The 21,217-nt window shown below is 66.6% G+C and carries 17 protein-coding genes; 8 read left to right on the top strand and 9 right to left on the bottom strand.

Annotated features, from left to right (window positions below):
• Positions 1–98 precede the first annotated feature (98 nt).
• The 4 genes from QQA13_RS08565 to QQA13_RS08550 form a co-directional block, all read right to left on the bottom strand.
• A complete protein-coding gene (locus QQA13_RS08565; RefSeq protein WP_159082224.1) occupies positions 99–776 on the bottom strand; it encodes a hypothetical protein in 678 nt (225 codons plus the stop codon).
• A gap of 65 nt (positions 777–841) precedes the next feature.
• Positions 842–1,072: a hypothetical protein gene (locus QQA13_RS08560; protein ID WP_108472906.1), complete on the bottom strand. Its 231-nt coding sequence runs from the start codon at positions 1,070–1,072 to the stop codon at positions 842–844.
• Entirely contained in the window at positions 1,069–1,434 is a 366-nt protein-coding gene (locus QQA13_RS08555; protein WP_159082223.1) for a hypothetical protein, read from the bottom strand. The genes QQA13_RS08560 and QQA13_RS08555 overlap by 4 nt, the downstream gene beginning before the upstream one ends.
• A 78-nt stretch (positions 1,435–1,512) precedes the next feature.
• Positions 1,513–2,760: a tyrosine-type recombinase/integrase gene (locus QQA13_RS08550; protein ID WP_108472905.1), complete on the bottom strand. Its 1,248-nt coding sequence runs from the start codon at positions 2,758–2,760 to the stop codon at positions 1,513–1,515.
• A 479-nt stretch (positions 2,761–3,239) separates the two neighbouring features.
• On the opposite strand from QQA13_RS08550, the gene QQA13_RS08545 reads away from it, so the two are divergent.
• From QQA13_RS08545 to QQA13_RS08535, 3 genes are all read left to right on the top strand, one after another.
• Entirely contained in the window at positions 3,240–3,488 is a 249-nt protein-coding gene (locus tag QQA13_RS08545) for a type II toxin-antitoxin system Phd/YefM family antitoxin (protein WP_108472895.1), read from the top strand.
• Between the two features lie 11 nt (positions 3,489–3,499).
• The gene (locus tag QQA13_RS08540) at positions 3,500–3,754 is read left to right on the top strand and encodes a Txe/YoeB family addiction module toxin (protein ID WP_108472894.1); all 255 of its coding nucleotides are present in this window, start codon (positions 3,500–3,502) and stop codon (positions 3,752–3,754) included.
• Positions 3,755–4,034: 280 nt separating this feature from the next.
• Positions 4,035–4,709, top strand: a complete 675-nt coding sequence (locus QQA13_RS08535) for an aspartate/glutamate racemase family protein (RefSeq protein ID WP_286042670.1) — start codon at positions 4,035–4,037, stop codon at positions 4,707–4,709.
• 115 nt (positions 4,710–4,824) lie between these two features.
• Here QQA13_RS08535 and QQA13_RS08530 read toward each other — a convergent pair whose 3' ends face one another.
• Positions 4,825–6,111 carry an NRAMP family divalent metal transporter gene (locus QQA13_RS08530; protein ID WP_108472893.1) on the bottom strand — a complete coding sequence of 429 codons (1,287 nt, stop codon included), beginning with the start codon at positions 6,109–6,111 and terminating at the stop codon, positions 4,825–4,827.
• A 168-nt stretch (positions 6,112–6,279) separates the two neighbouring features.
• Here QQA13_RS08530 and QQA13_RS08525 point away from each other — a divergent pair, with 168 nt between their 5' ends.
• Entirely contained in the window at positions 6,280–8,682 is a 2,403-nt protein-coding gene (locus tag QQA13_RS08525) for a phosphoketolase family protein (protein WP_108472892.1), read from the top strand.
• A gap of 4 nt (positions 8,683–8,686) precedes the next feature.
• On the opposite strand, the gene QQA13_RS08520 is transcribed toward QQA13_RS08525, so the two are convergent.
• Positions 8,687–9,880 (bottom strand): acetate/propionate family kinase, encoded by a 1,194-nt coding sequence (locus QQA13_RS08520; protein ID WP_108472891.1) that lies wholly within the window; start codon positions 9,878–9,880, stop codon positions 8,687–8,689.
• A complete protein-coding gene (locus QQA13_RS08515) occupies positions 9,877–11,292 on the bottom strand; it encodes a bifunctional enoyl-CoA hydratase/phosphate acetyltransferase (RefSeq protein ID WP_108472903.1) in 1,416 nt (471 codons plus the stop codon). Before QQA13_RS08515 ends, QQA13_RS08520 begins: the two co-directional genes overlap by 4 nt.
• A 441-nt stretch (positions 11,293–11,733) precedes the next feature.
• Between QQA13_RS08515 and QQA13_RS08510 the strand changes: the two genes are divergently transcribed.
• Entirely contained in the window at positions 11,734–14,400 is a 2,667-nt protein-coding gene (locus QQA13_RS08510; protein ID WP_108472890.1) for a TonB-dependent receptor plug domain-containing protein, read from the top strand.
• 64 nt (positions 14,401–14,464) lie between these two features.
• Here the strand turns inward: QQA13_RS08510 and QQA13_RS08505 are convergent, their stop codons facing one another.
• Together QQA13_RS08505 and QQA13_RS08500 are read right to left on the bottom strand one after the other, a co-directional pair.
• Complete coding sequence (locus QQA13_RS08505) at positions 14,465–15,649, bottom strand: cation:proton antiporter (RefSeq protein WP_108472889.1); 1,185 nt, start codon at positions 15,647–15,649, stop codon at positions 14,465–14,467.
• 55 nt (positions 15,650–15,704) lie between these two features.
• A complete protein-coding gene (locus tag QQA13_RS08500) occupies positions 15,705–17,180 on the bottom strand; it encodes an MFS transporter (RefSeq protein ID WP_108472888.1) in 1,476 nt (491 codons plus the stop codon).
• Between the two features lie 173 nt (positions 17,181–17,353).
• Between QQA13_RS08500 and rnk the strand changes: the two genes are divergently transcribed.
• The 3 genes from rnk to epmA are packed head-to-tail and all read left to right on the top strand — an operon-like array spanning position 17,354 to position 21,162.
• A complete protein-coding gene (gene rnk, locus QQA13_RS08495; RefSeq protein WP_108472887.1) occupies positions 17,354–17,761 on the top strand; it encodes a nucleoside diphosphate kinase regulator in 408 nt (135 codons plus the stop codon).
• 54 nt (positions 17,762–17,815) lie between these two features.
• Complete coding sequence (gene ligA, locus QQA13_RS08490; RefSeq protein WP_108472886.1) at positions 17,816–20,206, top strand: NAD-dependent DNA ligase LigA; 2,391 nt, start codon at positions 17,816–17,818, stop codon at positions 20,204–20,206.
• Entirely contained in the window at positions 20,206–21,162 is a 957-nt protein-coding gene (gene epmA / locus QQA13_RS08485) for an EF-P lysine aminoacylase EpmA (protein WP_108472885.1), read from the top strand. Before ligA ends, epmA begins: the two co-directional genes overlap by 1 nt.
• Positions 21,163–21,217: the final 55 nt, after the last annotated feature.

Genomic DNA, 21,217 nt, shown 5'->3' with positions numbered 1-21,217 from the left:
TTCGCCGTAGCGGGTTGCTACGGGCGGCCCTTGGATGGGCGACGCCTATTTGATGGCACGTATCCGGTCATTGCGACCCGTGAGCGTAAAGATACCGCTTAGCGGAAGGTTTCCCCTCTGCGCAAGGCGGAAACAATTTCCGCGATCTTTTTGTGGCTTAAACTGGATGCACCGGCAAGCAAAATCTCGTTGGCCGCTTTCTGCGCGGAAAGCCTGCGAGCGATGTTTGCTTTCCAATAACTCTCAATCGCTTCGTATTCCTTACGCGTTTGTCTGTGTCGAATCTGCGCAAGGAGTACGCCCGGTTTTGGCATCTCACCACGCTTGATGATAGTCAAAACAATGGCGCTCCAGTGCCTGGCGTCACAGGCGTATGACCATGAAAGTGCGTCATTCCCGATGAAGTAAGCCCGGATCGCGAAAACACAATATGCCACCGCCTCTTCAACGATATCTATATTTGCACCACTGTCGAAAGCCGCCTTCATCCCCTCCTTCATAGCTGATTCGGTGAAGTCGCGGTCATCCAGCATAGGGCCATAAATTTCATCGATGATCCGGTGACGCACTTCCTCTTCTGTAGGTCCGCCAGTTTTTGCAAAGGCTTTCGGCAATGTGGACACTAGGACTTCCATAGCCTCAGTAAACCCGTTGCGGGCCTCGCGCCGCTCGGATGCGCGGGCGAGCATGCTCAGCATTTCCTCACCACTCAATGCGAAACGCGCGGCAGCCTTCGCTTGAAACCCAGGTGCATTTTTTTGCCGCTTGGTAGTCATCGCGCACACCTCACGCCCCTGCAAAAGAACCGCGCCAGCCGGGCCAGCTAGCGCGGTGTGAAGGGTCAGGAACGTTTCAACGGCAACCGCCGGAGTGCGCGACGCGCCAGGAATAGCGGCCGATCCCTCTCCGGCAGCAACTCGCTTTCGCGCTTGTCCGTTATCTCTGCCTCGATATGGGCCGCTGCATCCTTAGCGTTCATTCCATCGGCCAATAAGTGAGCGAAGCAGTGATCATTGAACGCCGTCCAGTGGCTACGGCTCACAACTGGAAAGGGGATGATCTGCGCGCTCATGACTGCGGATCTTCGCCGGGGCCTTGCTTCGTCAGTTCGGCCTTGGCGCGCGCCTGCGCTTCTGGCCCGTAATCTCCAGCATGGGCATGCACAAACCATAATTCATGTGACATCAACTGGATTTCTTGGCGCGCGAAGGACAGGAGTGCTTGCTCCCCTTCGTGCAGCATGTAGATGAGTTCATCGGACCAAAAACCTTTGTAGTCGTCATGCGCGTTTGCGCTAATTACGGACGCGATGGCCTCTACACCGTTTAGCGCGGCGGTAGCCCTCTCGCATGATCTAACCGCGTCAACACCGCAAGCGTTTTTGGTGAACTTGATGGGCGGAAGTTGTTCTGCAGTTACACTTTCAGTTGCCATGATCTAGACCTCCTACGGTCTGGTAGTGGAAGGCGGGGCGGGTGTTAGTGGCACCCGTTCCCGCCGCTTTGAACTCTGTCAGCCTTCCTTGCGTTTGATCGGTGTCACGTTGTCACCCTTGCGGATCGTGGCGCAGTAGCCGGCCCAGTCAGCCATCAGCCGCTTGCGCCGTTGCAGCAAGTCGCCACGCTGGTACGCGGCCTCGGCAGCATCCTTGAGTCGGTGCGCCATCGCGGCCTCGATCACTTCGCGGGGATGCTGGGTCGTCTCGGCAGCCCAGTCGCGGAACGTGCTACGGAAGCCGTGCGCGGTGATACCGGGCCGCATCTCTTTCAGCAGCCCCATGCCGGCGGCAGTCGTGATCGCCTTGCCCTTGTTGCCGGGGAAGATGTAGCCGTGCGGCGTGACGGGCTTTCCCTTGGTTTTGGGGATCATGGAGCGCAGCAGCGCCACGGCAGCATCAGACAGCGGGACGCGGTGCTCCTTGCCGGCCTTCATGCGCTCCTCTGGGATGATCCACAGCGTGCCGTCCAGGTCGATTTCTTCCCATCGCGCGCCGGATGCTTCGCCGGGTCGCGTGGCGGTCAGGATTTGCAGTTCCAGCACGCGAGCGGCCAGCCCTTGCCGCTGCCGTAGCTGCGCCATGAACTCGGCAATGCCGACATAGGGCAACGCGGCCCGATGCTCGACCTTCTGCACCTTGGAACGCTTGGGGAGTAACTGGTCTAGATGGTTGCGCCACGCGGCGGGGTTGTCGCCGCTGCGATACTTGCGCACGGTTGCCCACGCCAGCACGGACTCGATACGGCCGCGCAAGCGGCTGGCGGTTTCGGTCTTGGTCGTCCAGATCGGGTCAAGGCACTTCATGACCAGCGCGGTATCGACCGCAGCCACGTCCAGCGGCCACAGGGGCGCGCAGTAGGTGCGCAGGGTGCTGTCCCACTGCTCGGCATGCTTGGCGTTGCGCCAGCCGCTTCTATGGGCCTCTATGTAAAGCTCAGAGCATCGCCCGAACGTCATCCGCTTGGCGTGTTCGGTGCGAGCCTTCTGTTTGATCTCGTTCGCAGAGTCGATGGGGTCGATGCCGTCGCGGAGCATGCGGCGAAACTCGGCGGCACGTTCGCGGGCTTCCGGCAGGCTTACGTCCCACGCCGGCCCCATTCCCTTGTCCCGCACCTTGCCGGTCAACGGAGCGCGGTAGCGGAACGTCCAGGTTTTGCGCCCGTCGTCCTTCACCAGCAGGTAAAGGTTGCCGCCGTCGCCATGGCGGCCAGGCTTGGCGTTCTTGATCGCCAGCGCGGTCAGACGATTGATTTTGTGCGCCATGAAAAGTGTCCGCCAAAGTCCGGCGTACCACTCGCCGTTCCCATTACGGTGAACCGGCTTTAGGCGGCTGTCAAGGGTCTAGTGTGGACTGCTAGGAACGTTGTACGGCAACGCCTACAAAGGTTTTACTGTCCCTAGACGTTCGTGCGGTTTCGGGTGGTCACTTTGACGGATGACACTCTCTCCGCCAGAAACGCAAAACGCCCCCGTTCGGGGCGTTTTGCGTTTCTGGCGGTGGGGACTAGGTGAGGACCCACTCGGGTTCGACAAATTTGTCTGGAACAAATTTGGACAGCCGCAGGCTGGCCCCGTAGCGCGCAGCGCGAAGGGGTGAGGCTCATGGATGAGCCGAACAATCTCTCTCTCTCCGCCAGAAAAGCAAAGCGCCCCGAGTGGGGCGTTTTGCTTTCATGGCATTTGACCGCCGGTATGTCATGGGCTAGATTGTGTACAGGATAATGTACATATCGAGGTAGTCCATGGACACCATCACCTACACCAAGGCCCGCTCCAGTCTCGCCGAGACGATGGAGCGCGTCTGCGAGGATCATGCGCCGGTGATCATCACCAAGAAGGACGAGTCCGTGGTGATGATGTCGCTGGCCGACTACCAGTCCATGGAAGAAACCGCGTACCTGCTGCGTAGCCCCAGGAACGCGCGCCGCCTGCTGGAGTCGATGGCGCAGCTGGAATCCGGTGGCGGTAAACCGCGCAAGCTGGCCCGCTGAGCTTGGCTGGCATGCAGCTGATCTTCTCCGATTCGGCCTGGGAGGATTACCTCCACTGGCAGGCCCACGACCGCAAGCTGGTGGCGCGCATCAACAAGCTGATCGACGACACCCTGCGCCATCCCCTCGAAGGCATTGGCAAGCCCGAACCTTTGCGGCACGGGCTGGCAGGTTACTGGTCGCGCCGCATCAACGACGAGCACCGCATGGTGTACAAGCCCACGGCCGACGCGCTGCTGATTGCGCAGCTGCGGTATCACTATTGAACAGCGCGCCAGGCACCTGGTTATCCGGACAACTCATTCGCGAGAAGTGGACGAAGGCATCGGGGCCATCGCAGCTGATCCCTTGATCCGGCAGCCGCACCGCGCACGCCGGATGCCTCGACGTGCATTCCGGCCCATGCGTTCCCCGTTTCAAGCTCGCTAACATGCAAAGGACTTTTTCCCGCGGTAGGTGGAAGCTGTCTGCCTTCATCGCGGAAATCGGGCGTTACAGATCAGCGAGGAGGTTGTGCAAGTGAAAACACTGGGATTGATTGGCGGCATGAGTTGGGAGTCCACCGTCTCCTACTACCGGGAGATCAACGAGGCGGTCAAACGGCAGCTGGGCGGGTTGCACTCGGCCAGGCTGGTGCTCTTCAGCGTGGATTTCCACGAGATCGAGCAATTGCAGCGCACCGGCGAGTGGGAAAAGGCTGGTGAGGTCCTGGCGCAAGCCGCATCCGCACTGGAGCGGACGGGAGTCGAAGGCCTGCTGATCTGCGCCAACACCATGCACAAGGTGGCTACGCAAGTGCAGTCGGCCGTTTCCATTCCCTTGTTGCATATTGCTGATCCCACGGCTGCAGCGATCAAGGCCGCCGGGTTGACCCGCATCGGCTTGCTGGGAACCCGCTTCACCATGGAGCAGGACTTCTATCGGGAGCGCCTGGAGAGCCATGGGCTCAAGGTGCTCGTTCCCGGCGAACAGGATCGCGCCGTGGTGCACGCGGTGATCTACGACGAACTTTGCCTGGGCGTCGTGCGTGAAGAGTCGCGCAAGGAATTCGTGGGCATCATTGACCGCCTGGTCGGCAACGGGGCACAGGCCATCGTCCTTGGTTGTACCGAGATCTCCCTGCTGGTTCGACCGACGGACGCCCATGTGCCGCTGTTCGACACGACGGCGCTCCACGCGGCTGATGCCGTGCGCTGGTCCCTCGAAGGTGGGGCAGTCTAGTCCGCTGTAGATGGTTGCGACGAGGGCCATCCCGGCCGGTTTCGGGAGGGTCTGACCGATCGGCTTCCTGCTCGTCATGCCTGCCCAAACGGGGTTGCCGAAAGCGGGGTCGGATTCACCATCCCCATCTCACGAACATCCCCACCACCGCCACCCCCATCGCGGCGGTAGCCAGCCAGCCGAACAGTTTCAGTGGCCACGGCATGGTGAATTTGCCCATGACCTTGCGGCTGGAGCCCATCAGCATCATGGCGATCATCAGCGGCACGGCGGCGACGCCGTTGACCACGGCGCTCCAGTACAGCGCCTTGATCGGGTCGAGTGGAGTGAGGTTGAGGGCAATGCCGAGCAGGGCGGAGCCGATCAGCACGCCGTAGAAGAACCTGGCCTCGTGCGGCTTGTGTTCCAGCCCGCTGCGCTGGCCGAAGGTGCCGGCGGCGGCGTAGGCGGTGGCGCCGGCCAGCACCGGCACGGCGAGCAGGCCGGTGCCGATGATGCCGGCGGCGAACAGCGCGAACGCCAGCTCGCCGGCCAGCGGTCGCAGCGCTTCGGCGGCCTGGGCCGAGGACTGGATGTCGGTCTTGCCGTGCGCATGCAGCACCACGGCGGCGGTGAGGATGATGAAGAACGCGATCAGGTTGGAGAAGATCATCCCCACCGTGGTGTCGATGCCGATCCGGCGCAGCGCGCTTGGCGCCTGCTGCGGCGCGTCCTGCAACGGCTTGCGTCGTTTGCTCGTCTCGATCTCCTCCACTTCCTCGGAGGCCTGCCAGCAAAAAAGGTAGGGGCTGATGGTGGTGCCGAGCAGGGCGACCAGGCCCACGGCGTAGGCGGCGTCCCAGCGGATCGGCGGCAGCACGATGCTCCCGAGCACGGCGCGCCAGGGCACGTCGATCACCAGCACGGTGGCCACGTAGGCGAACAGGCTCAGGGTGAGCAATTTGAGGATCGGCGCGTAGCGGGTGAATGGAATGAACACCTGCAGCAGCAGCGACAGCACGGCGAACAGCGCGGCGTAGAGCAGGGCCGGGCCGCCGATCAGCAGCTTCAGCGCCGCGCCCATGGCGCCGATGTCGGCCGCCAGGTTGATCACGTTGGCGACGAAGATCAGCACCAGCAGCGCATACACCAGCTTGCGCGGGTAGTGCAGGCGCATGCCGTCCATCAGGCCGTGGCCGGTGACGCGGCCGATGCCGGCGCTGATCGCCTGGATGGCGATCATCAGCGGCATGGTCAGGAACACGCACCACAGCATGCCGTAGCCGAACGCCGCGCCCACTTGCGAGTAGGTGGCGATGCCGCTGGGGTCGTCGTCGGCGGCGCCGGTGATCAGGCCGGCGCCGAGGTCTTTCCAGGGCGGGGTTTCCGGGCCGCCGTCTTCGGTGTTTTCGCGCACGGCCATGCTGCTGATTCCGCTGTGTGGCCCCGCCCGGTGCCGTGGCAAGGGTACCTATCCGGATGATGGAACAGTCGAACCCTGGGTGTGACGCGGTGTCGCAGCGAAATTCACAAGCCGCGGTGTACATAGTGCACCGAACCGGGTTCTTTGCCTTCGCGGGGTTGCCAGACCATGACTACCGATACCCTCGCCCGTCCGCCGCTCGACCTCGCCCAGCTGCACGGCATCGACGCCTGGTGGCGTGCCGCGAACTACCTTTCGGTGGGGCAGATCTACCTGCGCGCCAATCCGCTGCTGAAGGAGCCGCTGGCGCTGGCGCACGTCAAGCACATGCTGCTGGGCCACTGGGGTACCACGCCGGGGCAGAACTTCATCTATGCGCACCTGAACCGGGCGATCCGGCAGTACGACCTGGACATGTTCTACATCTCCGGGCCCGGCCACGGCGGCCCCGCGGTGGTGGCAAACGCGTACCTGGATGGCACCTACAGCGAGGTGTACCCGGACATCAGCCAGGACGAGGCAGGGTTGCAGCGGTTGTTCAAGCAGTTTTCCTTTCCGGGCGGGATCCCCAGCCACGCCTCGCCGGAATGCCCCGGCTCGCTGCACGAAGGCGGCGAACTCGGCTACTCGCTGAGCCATGCCTTCGGCGCGGTGTTCGACAACCCCGGGCTGATCGCAGCCTGCGTGGTCGGCGATGGCGAGGCGGAAACCGGGCCGCTGGCCACGGCCTGGCATTCGAACAAGTTCCTCGATCCGGTGGGCGACGGTGCGGTGCTGCCGATCCTCCATTTGAACGGCTACAAGATCGCCAACCCCACGGTGCTGGCACGGATCGGCCGCGACGAGCTGGAGCAGTTGCTGCACGGTTACGGCTGGACGCCGCATTTCGTGTCGGGCAGCGAACCGGCGGCGATGCACCAGGCGATGGCGGCGACGCTGGATACAGTGGTGGCGCAGATCCGGCAGATCCAGCGTGATGCACGCGAACATGGCACCACCGCGCGGCCGCGCTGGCCGATGATCGTGCTCGACTCGCCCAAGGGCTGGACCGGGCCGAAGCTGGTGGACGGCAAGCCGAACGAGGGCACCTTCCGCGCGCACCAGGTGCCGCTGTCGGTTTCCGCCAGCAGCCCGCCGGAGCATCTGCAGCAGCTCGAGGCGTGGCTGCGCAGTTACCGGCCGGACGAGCTGTTCGACGCGCACGGCCGGTTGCAGCCGGAAATCGCCGCGCTGGCGCCTGCCGGCGCGCGCCGGATGAGCGCGAACCCGCACACCAACGGCGGCACGTTGCTGCGCGACCTGCGCCTGCCGGACTTCCGCGATTACGCGGTCGCGGTGCCGCAGCCCGGCGTGCCGGGCATCGGCGATACGCATGTGCTGGGGCCGTTCCTGCGCGACGTGGTCCGCCTGAACCAGCAGCCGCGCAACTTCCGCGTGTTCGGCCCGGACGAGACGGTATCGAACGGCCTCAACGCGGTGTTCGAGGCCACCAACCGCCAGTGGGAGGCCGCGCTGAAGCCGAACGACGAGTTCCTCGCCGCGCAGGGCCGGGTGCTGGAGATGCTCAGCGAGCACCAGTGCGAAGGCTGGCTGGAAGGCTATCTGCTGACCGGGCGGCACGGCCTGTTCAACTGCTACGAGGCGTTCATCCACATCGTCGACTCGATGTTCAACCAGCATGCCAAGTGGCTGAAGATGACCGCGGCGATCCCGTGGCGGCGCCCGCTCGCCTCGCTGAACTACCTGCTGGCCTCGCACGTGTGGCGGCAGGACCACAACGGCTTCACCCACCAGGACCCCGGCTTCATCGACCACGTGGTCAACAAGAAGGCGCAGATCGTGCGGGTGTACCTGCCGCCAGACGCGAACTGCCTGCTGTCGGTGATCGACCATTGCCTGCGCAGCCGGCACTACGTCAACGTGGTGGTCGCCGGCAAGCACCCGGCGCCGCAATGGCTGGCGATGGACGCCGCGCAGCGGCACTGCAGCCTGGGTATCGGCGTCTGGCCGTGGGCCAGCAGCGACCAGCACGGCGAGCCGGACGTGGTGATGGCCTGCGCCGGCGACGTGCCCACGCTGGAGACGCTGGCGGCGGTGACGATCCTGCGGCGCTACCTGCCGGAGCTGAAAGTGCGCGTGGTCAACGTGGTCGACCTGATGAAGCTGCAGTCGCCCAGCGAACATCCGCACGGCCTGGACGACGACGATTTCGACCAGCTGTTCACCCGCGACAAGCCGGTGATCTTCGCCTTCCACGGTTACCCGAGCCTGATCCACCGGCTGACCTACCGACGCACCAACCACGACAACCTGCACGTGCACGGCTACCAGGAGGAGGGCACCATCACCACCGCGTTCGACATGACCGTGCTGAACGCGCTGGACCGCTTCCACCTGGTGATCGACGTGATCAACCGCGTGCCGCAGGCGGGCGAGCGGGGCATCTACCTCAAGCAGAAGCTGCTGGACAAGCTGCTCGAGCACAAGCAGTACATCGACGACAACGGCGAGGACCTGCCGGAGATCCGCAACTGGGCGTGGGGCGCGCAGGACGCCGGCATGCTGGCCTGAATGCTCAGGCGTGGACGAGCGCCGCGGCGGCCGTGGCGGCCACCCATTCCTCGTTGGCGGCTTCCACCACCACCTTGACCCCGCTGGCGGCGCTGGAGATGACCGGCGCGTTGGCGGCATTCGCGGCCGGGTCGAGTGCTACGCCGAGAAAACCCAGCCCGGCGCAGACGCGCTCGCGGATCACCGCCTGGTGCTCGCCGATGCCGGCGGTAAAGGCCAGCATGTCCAGCCCGCCCAGCGTGGCCGCCAGTGCGCCCACCTCGCGCACGATGCTGCGCACGTACAACGCCAGCGCCTCGCGCACCGGCGCCTCGGCTTCGCGCGGCAGCAGCTCGCGTGGGTCGGCGGACACCCCGGAAACGCCGAGCAGGCCGGACTCGTGGTACAGCATGCGGCCCACGCGTTCGAGCGACAGCTTGCCGATCTCCATCAGGTAGATCACCGCGCCGGGGTCCAGCGCGCCGCAGCGCGTGCCCATCATCAGCCCGTCCAGCGCCGAGAAACCCATGGTGGTGGCAACGCTTTGCAGGTTGCGCATCGCGCACAGGCTGGCGCCGCTGCCCAGGTGCGCCACGATGGTGCGACCGCGCGCGGCGTCGCCGTAGCGCTCGCCCAGCACCTGCGACTGGTACGCGTAGGACAGGCCGTGGAAACCGTAGCGGCGCAGGCCCTGCTCCCACGCCGAGCGCGGCAGCGGCAGCATCTTCTCGACGGTCGGCATGCTCTGGTGGAAGGCGGTGTCGAAGCAGGCCACCTGCGGCAGCTGCGGCAGTTCGGCCAGCAGCGCGCTGATTGCCTCCAGCGCGAACGGCTGGTGCAGCGGCGCCAGCGGGATATAGCTTTTCAGGTCGGCCAGCACCGCGGCATCGACCCGCACCGGTTCGAAATACTTGCTGCCGCCGTGCACCACGCGGTGCGCGATCGCCACGATGCGGCGGCCGTGCAGCCGCGCCACGATGCGCTGGCGCAGGTAGGTCAGCGCGGCGTGGTAGGGGTGCTCGCAGTCCAGCGTCAGCGTCTCGGCGGCGGTGCCACTTTCGCTGAACACCGGGGTATCGCCGGTAATGCCCTCGACCTTGCCACCCCACGCCGGCGCGCGCGCCAGCGGCGTCGCGCCCGCGTCGAACAGCGCGAACTTGATGCTGGACGAGCCGCAGTTCAGCACCAGGATGAGTGAGCCTGCGTTGCGGTCGTTCATGGCGGGCTGAGCCGGTAACGATGGGCCACCAGCGCGGCGAGCGCGCACGAGGCGATGCGCGATTCGCGCGAGTCGGCGCGGCTGGTCAGCACGATCGGCACGCGCGCACCCATCACCACCGCCGCGCTGCTGGCGCCGCCCAGGTATTCCAGCTGCTTGGCCAGCATGTTGCCGCTTTCCAGGTCGGGCACCAGCAGGATGTCGGCGAGGCCGGCCACCTCCGAGTCGATGCCCTTGATCCGCGCGGCGGCGGCGGAGATCGCGTTGTCGAACGCCAGCGGCCCGTCCAGCACGGCGCCGGTGATCTGGCCACGGTCGGCCATCTTGCACAGCGCAGCGGCGTCGAGCGTGGTCTGCATGCGCGGGTTGACCGTCTCCACCGCGGCCAGGATCGCCACCCGCGGCGTGGTCACGCCGAGGATGTGCGCCAGCTCGATCGCGTTGCGCACGATGTCGGCCTTTTCCTCCAGCGTGGGCGCGATGTTGACCGCACCGTCGGTGATGATGAATGGGCGCGGATACGCCGGGCTGTGCATCAGGTAGCAGTGCGAGATGCGCCGCGCCGTGCGCAGGCCGGCGGCGGAAGCGACCACGGCCGCCATCAGCTCGTCGGTGTGCAGGCTGCCCTTCATCAGCGCGTCGACGTGGCCGCCGGCGGCCAGCTCGACCGCGCGCGCGGCGGCGGCGTGGCTGTGCGGCACGTCCTCGATGGCGATGCCGGCCAGATCGAGCCTGGCCTGGCGCGCCACCTCGATGAGTTTCGCCCGCGGCGCCACCAGTACTGGTTCGATCAGGCCGGCCGCGTGTGCGTCCAGTGCGGCGGCCAGGCTGGTTTCGTCGCAGGGATGCACCACCGCGACGCGGATCGCGCCCAGCGCCAGCGCGCGGGCCAGCAGCGGGCGGCCGTCGCCGTCGGGCAGACGCACTGCCGGCAGGCGGGTGGCGGCGTAGTCGATGCGCTTGGCGGGCGCGATCACCTCGACCGTGCCGTCGATTGCCAGCACGCCATGCTGGTTCACGCCGCGGCAGGCGAAACGGATCTGCCGGGTGGCGGCATCCCGCGCGATCGCCAGCACCTGCACCGCCAGCGTGTCGCCGATGCGTACCGGCACGTGGAAACGCAGCGACTGTTCCAGGCAGGTAGTACCGGCGCCGGGCAGACGCGTGCCCAGCGCGGCGGCAATCAGCGCCACGCCCCACATGCCATGGCCGATCGTGTCGTGGGCGTCGGGCGAAGCGGCGCGCGCCGGATCCAGTTGGTGCGGATCGCTGTCGCCGTAGAGGGTCGCCAGCAGCTGCACGTCGGCGGCAGTCAGCACGCGCTCGATCGTCGCGCTGTCGCCGATGGCGACCTCGTCGAAGGTGCGGTTGCGGATCAGCGGCGCGGCGGTGTCGGGCGTGGTCTGGTCCATGCTTCGGTTCCGGTCGGTGCCGGCGGCGCCGGTGCGGACAGCGTAGCGCCGCCGGACCCGGCGCGTCGAAGCGGCATGCAGTCGCGCACGTCGGGAACCCTGGCCGGGCGGGCACCGGTGCTGCGCTTCGAAGGCCACGCCAGTACCCGCGACATCGCCACAATGATCGCGTGGATGCGAAGGACGGTTGATCGTCGCCGAACGCCTGGACTCGGCGAGCCATCGAATAGGGCCATCGCCCAGACAAAAAGCTGCGCATTCCGTCTCTCCGCCATGCCGCAAGTTTTCGCGTAACCACATCAAATTGCGGTTTGCTCAGCCCGCACCATGTCGCTTTTGCGGATGGCGATCGTCGAAACCGTGGTGAGTCTTTTCCGGCGGGTCGAGCAGGAGTAGGTTGCGATGCAGGGGCCAATGGGGTTAATTCAAGGGGAGGAACAGATGCCTAAACAAACGGGTGTCAACGTGGTGCTTTTGCGCGCGGTGCGCACGGCACTTGCCGCCGCTGCACTGGTGGCGTGGTCGGCGCAGGCGCAGGAACCGGGTGCGGTGGATGGGGGAGGGCAGTCCACCAGCGGCCAGGCAACCAAGGTGCAGGGGAAGAGCAACACTGCAAACAGCAAGACGACCACCAACCTGCAGGAGGTGGTGGTGACCGGCACGCATCGGGCTGGCCTGTCGCCGACCGCATCCATTTCGCCGATCGACGCGTTCAGCGGCAAGCAGATTGCGGAGCAGCCTTCGGCGGACCTGAGCGACACGTTGACCAACATCGTGCCGTCGCTGACCACCCAGCGCTTTCCCATCGCTGACGGCACGGCGTTCGTGCGGCCGGTGTCGCTGCGCAACCTGTCGCCCGACCAGACCCTGGTGCTGGTGGACGGCGTGCGCTTCCATCGTTCGGCGCTGGTCAACCTGCAGATCGATCCGCTCGGCACCTTCAACCAGGGCGCGCAAGCGGTCGACTTCTCGGTGTTCCCGTCCAATGCGATCGAACGTGTCGAGGTGCTGCGTGACGGCGCCTCAGTGCTGTACGGTTCGGACGCGATCGCCGGCGTGGTCAACGTGATCCTGAAGAAGGAACCCAAGGGCGTGACGCTCAGCGCCGAGCTGGGCAAGTACGGCAAGGGCGACGGCGACCTGCGACGCTACGACGCCGATGCGGGGTTCCGGCTCGGCACCGACGGCTTCGTGCATGTGAGTGCCGAGCGCGAAACCACCGACCCCACCTCGCGCGGCGCTCCGCAGCATGCCGCGGCGGCCGTGGCGGCGGTGGTGGGAGCGAACCTGGTGCCGTACAACGGCCTCGGCCAGCGCTGGGGCGACCCGCAGACCAAGTCGAACAAGCTGTTCGTCAACGCGGGCCTGCCGCTGGCCGACGACGTGCAGCTCTACGGCTACGGCAACTTCATGGACAAGAAGGTGCTGTCCAGCTTCTTCTACCGCACCCCAGTGCTGCCGCCGCAGGACGGCATCTCCGGCCGCTCCACCCTGGTCAGCTACGCCAACGGCACCCTGACGCCGGCGAACGCACCGCAGTCGCTGGTGGACAGCATCACCGCCGGCGGCGGCAACCCGGCGAACTACCTCACGGCCAATGCGGCCAGCCCGAGTGGTTGGGAGCTGCTCAACCCGATCTACAAGCTGTTCCCCGGCGGCTACAGCCCGATGTTCGGCGCCGACATCGCCGACCACCAGCTGGTCGGCGGCGTCCGTGGTGGCGCGCAGAGCAACTTCCAGTGGGATGCGCACTACCGCACCGGCAGCAACGAGGTCGACTACCGGTTGCAGGGCTCGATCAACCCGAGCCTGGGCAGCCTTTCTCCCACGAGTTTCCGCCCCGGCAAGCTGACCCAGCGCGAGCAGGAAGCCGGCGCGGATTTCGTCCGCTCGTTCGACGACTCGCCGCTCACGCTCGCCTTCGGTACGCAGTGGCGCCAGGAAACCTACATCATCCACCAGGGCGACCCCGGTTCGATCCAGGTGGGGCCGACCGCTTCGGTGTTCGGCGTGGGCTCGGACGCCTTCCAGGGCTTCCCAACCGATGCGGCCGGACGCTTCACACAGAACAGCGACTCCGCCTACTTCGACGCCGAGACCAACCTCACCGACAAGTGGTCGGGCGCCGCCGCAGTGCGCTACGAGCATGCGAACGGCTACGGCTCCAAGGTGGTGTACAAGGTGTCCAGCCGCTACGCGTTCACCGACACGTTCGCGCTGCGCGGCACGTTCAACACCGGCTTCCGCACCCCGACCCCGGGCCAGGCGAACACGCTGAACGTCACCACCACGGCGAACGCCCAGGGTGGCCTGATCCCCAGCGGCACTTATCCGGTGAACAATCCGGTGGCGCGCGCGCTCGGCTCGACACCGCTGCAGACCGAAACGTCGAAGAGCCTGTCCGTCGGTGCCGTCTGGACGCCGATCGACAACATCACCACGACCCTGGATTACTACCGGATCAGGATCGACAACCGCATCGGCCTGGTCAGCAAGACCATTACCCAGGCCACCGTCGACCAGCTCACCGCCGGCGGCTACCCGAACGCGCCGCTGCTGCTCGGCAGCGACGCCAGCTACTTCGGCAATGCGTTCGGCTCCCACGTCAGCGGCATCGACTTCGTGGTCGACACGCACCACCAGCTGGGCGACGGCACGCTCAACGTCGACTTCCGCTACAACCGCAACAAGCAGGACGTGGTCAAGGTCAAGCCGGACACGCTCAACAACGATTTCGTGTACGACCTCGAGCACCAGGTGCCGAAGACCCGCTCCGTGCTGACCTTCGACTACGGGCTGCACCAGTTCGACGCCATCGCGCGGATCAACCACTACGGCAGCTGGAGCACCACGGTCGGCCTGTTCGGCAGCAACAATCCGCCGGACGACGTGAACCATTACAGCGGCAAGACGCTGCTGGACCTGGAGGCACGCTACAAGTTCAACGACACCTTCACGGTGGCCGTCGGCGGCAACAACGTGTTCGACACCTACCCCGGCAAGGAGCAGAACGCCACGTTGCAGTACCTCGGCGTCAAGTACGCGCTCACCTCGCCGTTCGGTTTCAACGGTGCCTTCTGGTATGCGCGGGTGACAGTCAGCTTCTGAGCCGGCCGATCCGTCATGCGAAACGCCCCGCCCGGGGCGTTTCGTCTTTCCGGGCCAGAGCGGATCAGCGCGGTGTGTTTTCCGGCGTACGTCGCAGCAGCCATGCCAGCACCGGCGGCGTCACCATCGCGGTGAGCAGCGACATCGCCACGATGATCGCGTAGATGCGGTTGTCGAACACGCCGGCGGCCAGGCCCAGGGTGGCGACCACGATGCCGACTTCGCCGCGCGGCACCATGCCGAAGCCGATGATGGTGGCGCTGCGCCGGCCCAGGCCGAGTGAGCCGAGCCAGCCGCCGATGAACTTGGAGACGATCGCGATCGCGGTAACCGCGGCCAGCATCCACAGCGCCTCGCCGCTGGCCAGCTCGTGCAGGTCGACCTTGCTGCCGGTGACCACGAAGAAGAACGGCGTGAGCAAGGCCAGCAGCGGCTGGGTCTGCTTTTCCAGGCTGTGCTGCTGGCGCGTTTCCGAGGCGATCATGCCGGCCAGGAACGCGCCGATGATCGCGGCCAGGCCGAACCGGGTGGACAGCCAGGCCAGACCCAGGCACAGCGCCAGCACGATCATCAGCGGCGAATGCGGACCCAGCGGCTTGTCCAGCCAACTGGAATTCCAGCGCATCACCCGCGCGCCGCCCCAGCCGATCACCGCGATGAAACCGACCGCGCCGGCCAGCACCACCAGCAGGTGCACGGCGTCGATGCTGCCGCCGCCCTGCAGCGAGACCACCACGCCGAGCAGCAACATGGCCAGGATGTCGTCGATCACCGCGGCGCCCAGGATCACCTTGCTCTCGATGCGCTGCAGCGCGTTCAGCTCCTGCAGCACGCGGGCGGTGATGCCGGCCGAGGTGGCCACGAACGCAGCCGCGACGAACAGCGAGCGGTCCCAGTCGAAACCGTTGCTGTGGGCCCACACGCTGCCCATGCCGAACGGCACCAGCACGCCGACCACGCCGACCACGAAGGCCACCTTGCCGACTTTCTTCAGATCCTCCAGCCGCGTTTCCAGGCCCACCGCGAACAGCAGCAGGATCACGCCGATCTCGGCCAGCACGTCGAGCGGGGTGCCGGTGGCGATCTGCTCCGGGGTAATCCAGCCCAGTAGTGAAGGGCCGATCGCGCAGCCGGCGGCGATCTCGCCGACCACGCCGGGCAGCTTCAGCCGCTGCGCGATCTCGCCGCCGATCTGGGCGGCGACGAACACGACGAACAGGGTGAACAGGATCTCGCTGGCGTGATGCATGTGGCGTGCGCCCGGACTTTCGACAAAGACTGCATGCTACATGCAGCCTCCTGCGTCATGCAGCGCCGGACAACGGGCGATCGTGCCGCAGCCGGCTGAACACGCGGCTGGCTGCCGCGGTGATCGCCGCCAGCAGGATCATCGTCCAGCGGAACGCCACCACGTAGTCTTCATGGGCGTGGCCCTGCAGCATCGCTTCCATCAGCAGGGTGGACAGTGCGATGCCGAAGCTCATCGCCAGGTACTGCACGGTCGAGGCCATCGACGAGGCCATCGAGGCGTGCTGGATGTCCAGGTCGGTGTAGATCAGCGTGTTCATGGTGGTGTACTGCAGGCCGGCGAAGGCGCCGTAGGCGAACGTCAGCAACGCGATCATCCACACCGGCGAGCCCGGGCCGAGCAGGGCAAAGGTTGCCAGCAGCGCGGCCACGATCAGCGTGTTGCCGATCAGCAGGCGGCGGTAGCCGTAGTGCACCAGCGTGCGGTTGACCGCCCACTTCGCGATGATCGAGCCCAGTGCCTGCGGCACCATCATCAGGCCGGCCATCAGCGGCGACCAGCCGCAGCCGACCTGCAGGAACAGCACCAGCAGCAGGAACATGCCGGAGATGCCGAGCCGGGTGAACAGCCCACCGGCCAGCGACACCCACACGCTGCGCACCTTCAGCAGGGTCAGGTCCGCCACCGGGTGCGGGGTGCGCCGGCTGTGCCACACGTAGATCGCGCCCAGCAGCACGGCAACCAGGGCGCACAGGCCCATCCGCAGCCACGGTACCGGTGCACTGCCGGCCAGTTCCGAGGCGGTGAGCAGCAGCGCCGAGGCGGCGCCGAACAGCAGGAAACCGGCCGAGTCGAAGCGGTTCGCGTGGTCGAGCCGATACTCGGGCATGTCGCGCTGGTTCATCCACACGCCGGCGATCGCCACCGGCACGTTGATCAGGAAGATCAGCCGCCACGAGGTGAACTCCACGATCGCGCCGCCGAGCAACGGCCCCAGCACCGAGCCGAGCAGGCCGAAGGTGGCCACCGTGCTGATTGCGCGCACGAATTCGCGCTTGTCGATGCTGCGTACCAGCACGTAACGGCCCACCGGCATCAGCGCAGCGCCACCGATACCCTGCACCACGCGCGCAGCGACCAGCTGCGGCAGCGTCTGCGCGATGCCGCACAGCAGCGAGCCCAGGCCGAACACCACGATCGCCGCGCCGAACACCCGCCGCGTGCCGAAGCGGTCGCACAGCCACGGGCTGGCCGGGATCAGGATCGCCAGGGTCAGCACGTAGCTGGTCAGCGCGGTGCGCATGCCTAGTGGGGTCACCCCGAGCGCCTCGGCCATCGCCGGCACCGCGGTGTTGACCACGGTGGAATCCAGCGACTGCATGAAGAACGCGGCGGCCACCAGCCACAGCAGTCCGCGGAAGCGCTCGCGCGAGGAAATTTCGCGCAGATCAGCCGCCTCCATCGTTGGCACGGTGGCGTCGGCGGCGACGGCGTGGGGGTCCGCGGCGGTGTGGGGGGCCATTGCCGGCATGGTAACTGCTGCGGCAGCTTGATTTTCGTCGGCAGTATCCGCACAGTGAGTCTTGTTTTACTGCCAGTCATGCCCAGATAGGCATGACGGCCATTGATAACCACACGCGCCGGGGCGGCTTCGTTCCGGCGTGTGCTTTTGTGCGGCAGGAGCCGCGAGTACCAGGAATAGCCATGAGCAAGCCACCGATCACTGTTTCCCGCATCGACATGGAACGCATCGAAGCGTTGCTGGAACGCCTGCCGGCCGTCGAGGCCGCCAAGCTCGATGCGCTGCGCGCGGAACTGGACCGCGCCGACGTGGTCGAGCCGGCGGCGATGCCGCAGCACATCGTGACGATGAATTCCACCGTCACCTTCGAGGACGAGAGCAATCGCGAAAAGCTGACCCTGACCCTGGTCTATCCGGCAGCCACCGGTACGCCCGGCACGGTGTCGATCCTGGCGCCGGTGGGCAGCGCGCTGCTCGGGCTGGCACAGGGCCAGCAGATCGACTGGCCCACGCCGGATGGCCGCAAGCGCCGGCTGAAGGTGCTGGAGATCGCCTACCAGCCGGAGGCGGCGGGGCACTACCACCGCTGATCCGCATCGCGCGCCGGTGTCGTTAAACTGCGGGGAGATCCGAAGGAGACCTGCATGACCGAACGCCCGGCCCCGGCCGAGACTGTCGCCCACGCCGCCGCGCTGCGGGCGCAGATCGAGCAGGCCAATTACCGCTACCACGTGCTCGACGACCCGGACATCACCGACGCCGAGTACGACCGGCTGATGCGCGAACTGGAAGCGCTGGAGGCCGAATATTCCACGTTGGCCTCGCCCGACTCGCCCACGCGCAAGGTCGGCGCGCGCGCCAGCGGCGGCTTCGCCGAGGTGCGCCATGCGATCCCGATGCTGTCGCTGGGCAACGCGTTCGAGCAGGACGGCGACAACGAGCGTGAACGCTTCCGCGAGGTGGCCGAGTTCGAGCGGCGCATCGAGCAGACCACGAAACGGAGCGACCCCGTTTTCTCGGTGGAACCCAAGCTCGACGGCCTGGCGATCAGCCTGCGCTACGAGCACGGCGTGTTCGTGCAGGGCGCCACCCGCGGCGACGGTGAGACCGGCGAGGACGTGACCGCCAACCTGCGCACGGTGCGCGCCATTCCCTTGAAGCTGCGTGGCAAGAGCTGGCCCGACGTGCTCGAAGTGCGCGGCGAAGTGATCATGCTGCACAAGGATTTCGAGGCGTTCAACGAGTACGCCCGCAAGCACGGCGAGAAGCCGCTGGCGAACCCGCGCAACGGCGCGGCCGGCTCGCTGCGCCAGCTCGACCCGGCAATCACCGCGAAACGGCGCCTGAGTTTCTTCGCCTACGCGATCGGCGTGGTCGAGGGCGGTGAGCTGCCGCCGACCCATTCGGCCACGCTGCGGCAGCTGCGCGAGTGGGGCTTCCCGGTATCGCCGGAAGTGGACACGGCGCGCGGCTTCGACGGGTTGATCGCCTACTACCACCGCATCGGCGGCAAGCGCGACAGCCTGCCGTACGACATCGACGGCGTGGTCTACAAGCTGGACGACTACGCCGGCCAGCGCGAGATGGGCTTCGTCTCGCGCGCGCCGCGCTGGGCCATCGCGCACAAGTTTCCGGCGCAGGAGCAGACCACCACGGTCGAGGCGATCGAGATCCAGATCGGCCGCACCGGCGCTGCCACGCCGGTGGCGCGGCTGGCTCCGGTGCAGGTGGCCGGCGTCACCGTCACCAACGCCACCCTGCACAACGCCGACCAGGTGGCGCGGCTGGACGTGCGTGTGGGCGACACCGTGATCGTGCGCCGCGCCGGCGACGTGATCCCGGAAGTGGTGCGCGTGATGCCCGAGCTGCGGCCGCCGCACACGCATCCCTGGCACATGCCTGCGCACTGCCCGGTATGCGGCTCCGAGCTGCTGCGCGAGGAGGGCGCCGCCGCATGGCGCTGCTCTGGCGGATTGATCTGCGCCGCGCAGCGCAAGGAGGCGCTGATCCACTTCGCCTCGCGCCGTGCGATGGATATCGAAGGCCTGGGCGAACGCTTCGCCGAGGCGCTGGTGGAACTGGACATCGTGCGCTCGCCAGCCGACCTGTACGGCCTTGGCTTGGACGACTTCGTCGAGATGAAGCGCCGCATCGACGAGCGTGACGGCACCACGCCGGAAACCGTCAAGGCCGGCAAGGTGGCGACCAAGTGGGCGGAAAACCTGGTGGCCGGGATCGAGGCCAGCCGGCACACCACGCTGGCGCGCTTCTTGTATGCGCTGGGCATCATGCACATCGGCGAAAGCACGGCGAAGACGCTGGCGGCGTGGTTGGGTCGTCTGGAATTCGTGCGCAGCACGCCAGCGACGGTGCTGCGCGTGCTGCCGGATATCGGCAGTGAGGTGGCCACCTCGATCGCCGGCTTCTTCGCCCAGGCCGGCAACGAGCGGGTGGTTGACGCGCTGCTCAAGGCCGGCATCACCTTCAGCGACGAGGGCACGCCGTCGCCGCAGCTGCGCGAACGCCTCGACCTGGGCGTGCTGCTGGGCATGGCCAACATCAACAAGCTCGGCCCGAAGAGCTGCACGTTGCTGGCGCAACACTTCCCCACGCTCGACCAACTGCTGGCTGGTGGGCCGACGCACTGGATCACTGCCGGCGTGCCGCAGGCGGCGGCCATCAGCCTGGAAAACCGTCTCGCCGACCCGACCGCCCTTGCCGGGCTGCGCGAGGCCGAGGCGGCGATGCAGCGCCTGCTTGCAGCCATCCCGCACATAGCGAAAGCAGCGACGGCACCGCTGGAAGGACAGACCTTCGTACTCACCGGCACACTGGCCTCGCTCAGCCGCGACGAGGCGAAGGATCGACTCGAAGCGCTGGGCGCCAAGGTCTCCGGCTCGGTATCGAAGAAAACCAGCGCGGTGATCGCCGGCGAAGCCGCTGGCTCCAAGCTGGACAAGGCACAGGAACTGGGCGTGCCGGTATGGGACGAGGCGCAGCTGCTGGCGCTGCTCGGCGAGCACGAGGCCGGTTGATGGGCGTCGAACCACTCGCCGCCCTGCAACTGCGCGCGCGCCTGTACGCGCTGGTGCGCGCGTACTTCGCCGAGCGCCAGGTGCTGGAGGTGGAGACGCCGATCCTGTCGGCGGCCGGCAACACCGAGCCGAACATCGAGAGCTTCCGCACGACGTTCAGCGGCCACGTGGATGCAGGCGCGCGCGAGCGCTGGCTGCGCACCTCGCCGGAGTACCCGCTGAAGCGGCTGCTCGCCGCCGGCGTCGGCGACTGCTACGAGCTGGGCCGGGTGTTCCGCAACGGCGAGGCGGGCGGCCGGCACAATCCCGAGTTCACCATGCTGGAGTGGTACCGGGTCGGCTGGGACCATCGCCAGCTGATGCAGGAAACCATTGCCTTGGTCGAGGCCGCGCTGGCGCTGGTGGAGCGGCGTGCGGAAGTGCTGCTGACGAGCTACCGGCAGCTGTTCCTGGACGAGTTGGGGATTGACCCGGCACATGCCGGTATCGACGAACTGCGCACGCCGCTGGCCGAGTTCGGCATCGACCCGGCGGGTCTCGGCCACGACGACTGGCTCGACCTGCTGATCACGCACAAGCTGCAGCCGGCGTTCCCGCGCGACCGCATCACGGTGATCCATGACTACCCGGCCAGCCAGTGCGCGCTGGCGAGACTCCGCCCCGGCGAGCCGCCGCTGGCCGAGCGTTTCGAGCTGTACCTGGGCCGCTATGAGCTGGCCAACGGCTACCACGAACTCAACGATGCAACCGAACAACGCGGGCGTTTCGAGCGCGACAACGCGCGGCGACGCGAGCGCGGCCTGCGCGACATCCCCCTCGACGAAAACCTGCTCGGCGTGCTCGACGCGCTGCCCGATTGCGCCGGCGTGGCACTGGGCATGGAGCGCCTGCTGATGTGCCTGGCCGGTACCGACGCGATCGCCGACGTGCTGGCGTTTCCGTTTTCCAACGCCTGAAAAAGCCATGGCCGCGCTGATTGGCGCGCGGTGGTGGTCTGCCGTGCCGGATGCC

This window comes from Rhodanobacter thiooxydans (genome assembly GCF_030291135.1).
Taxonomy (GTDB): domain Bacteria; phylum Pseudomonadota; class Gammaproteobacteria; order Xanthomonadales; family Rhodanobacteraceae; genus Rhodanobacter; species Rhodanobacter thiooxydans_A.
Note: the sequence above shows the minus strand (reverse complement) of the source record. Positions and strands in the feature narration are given on the sequence as shown.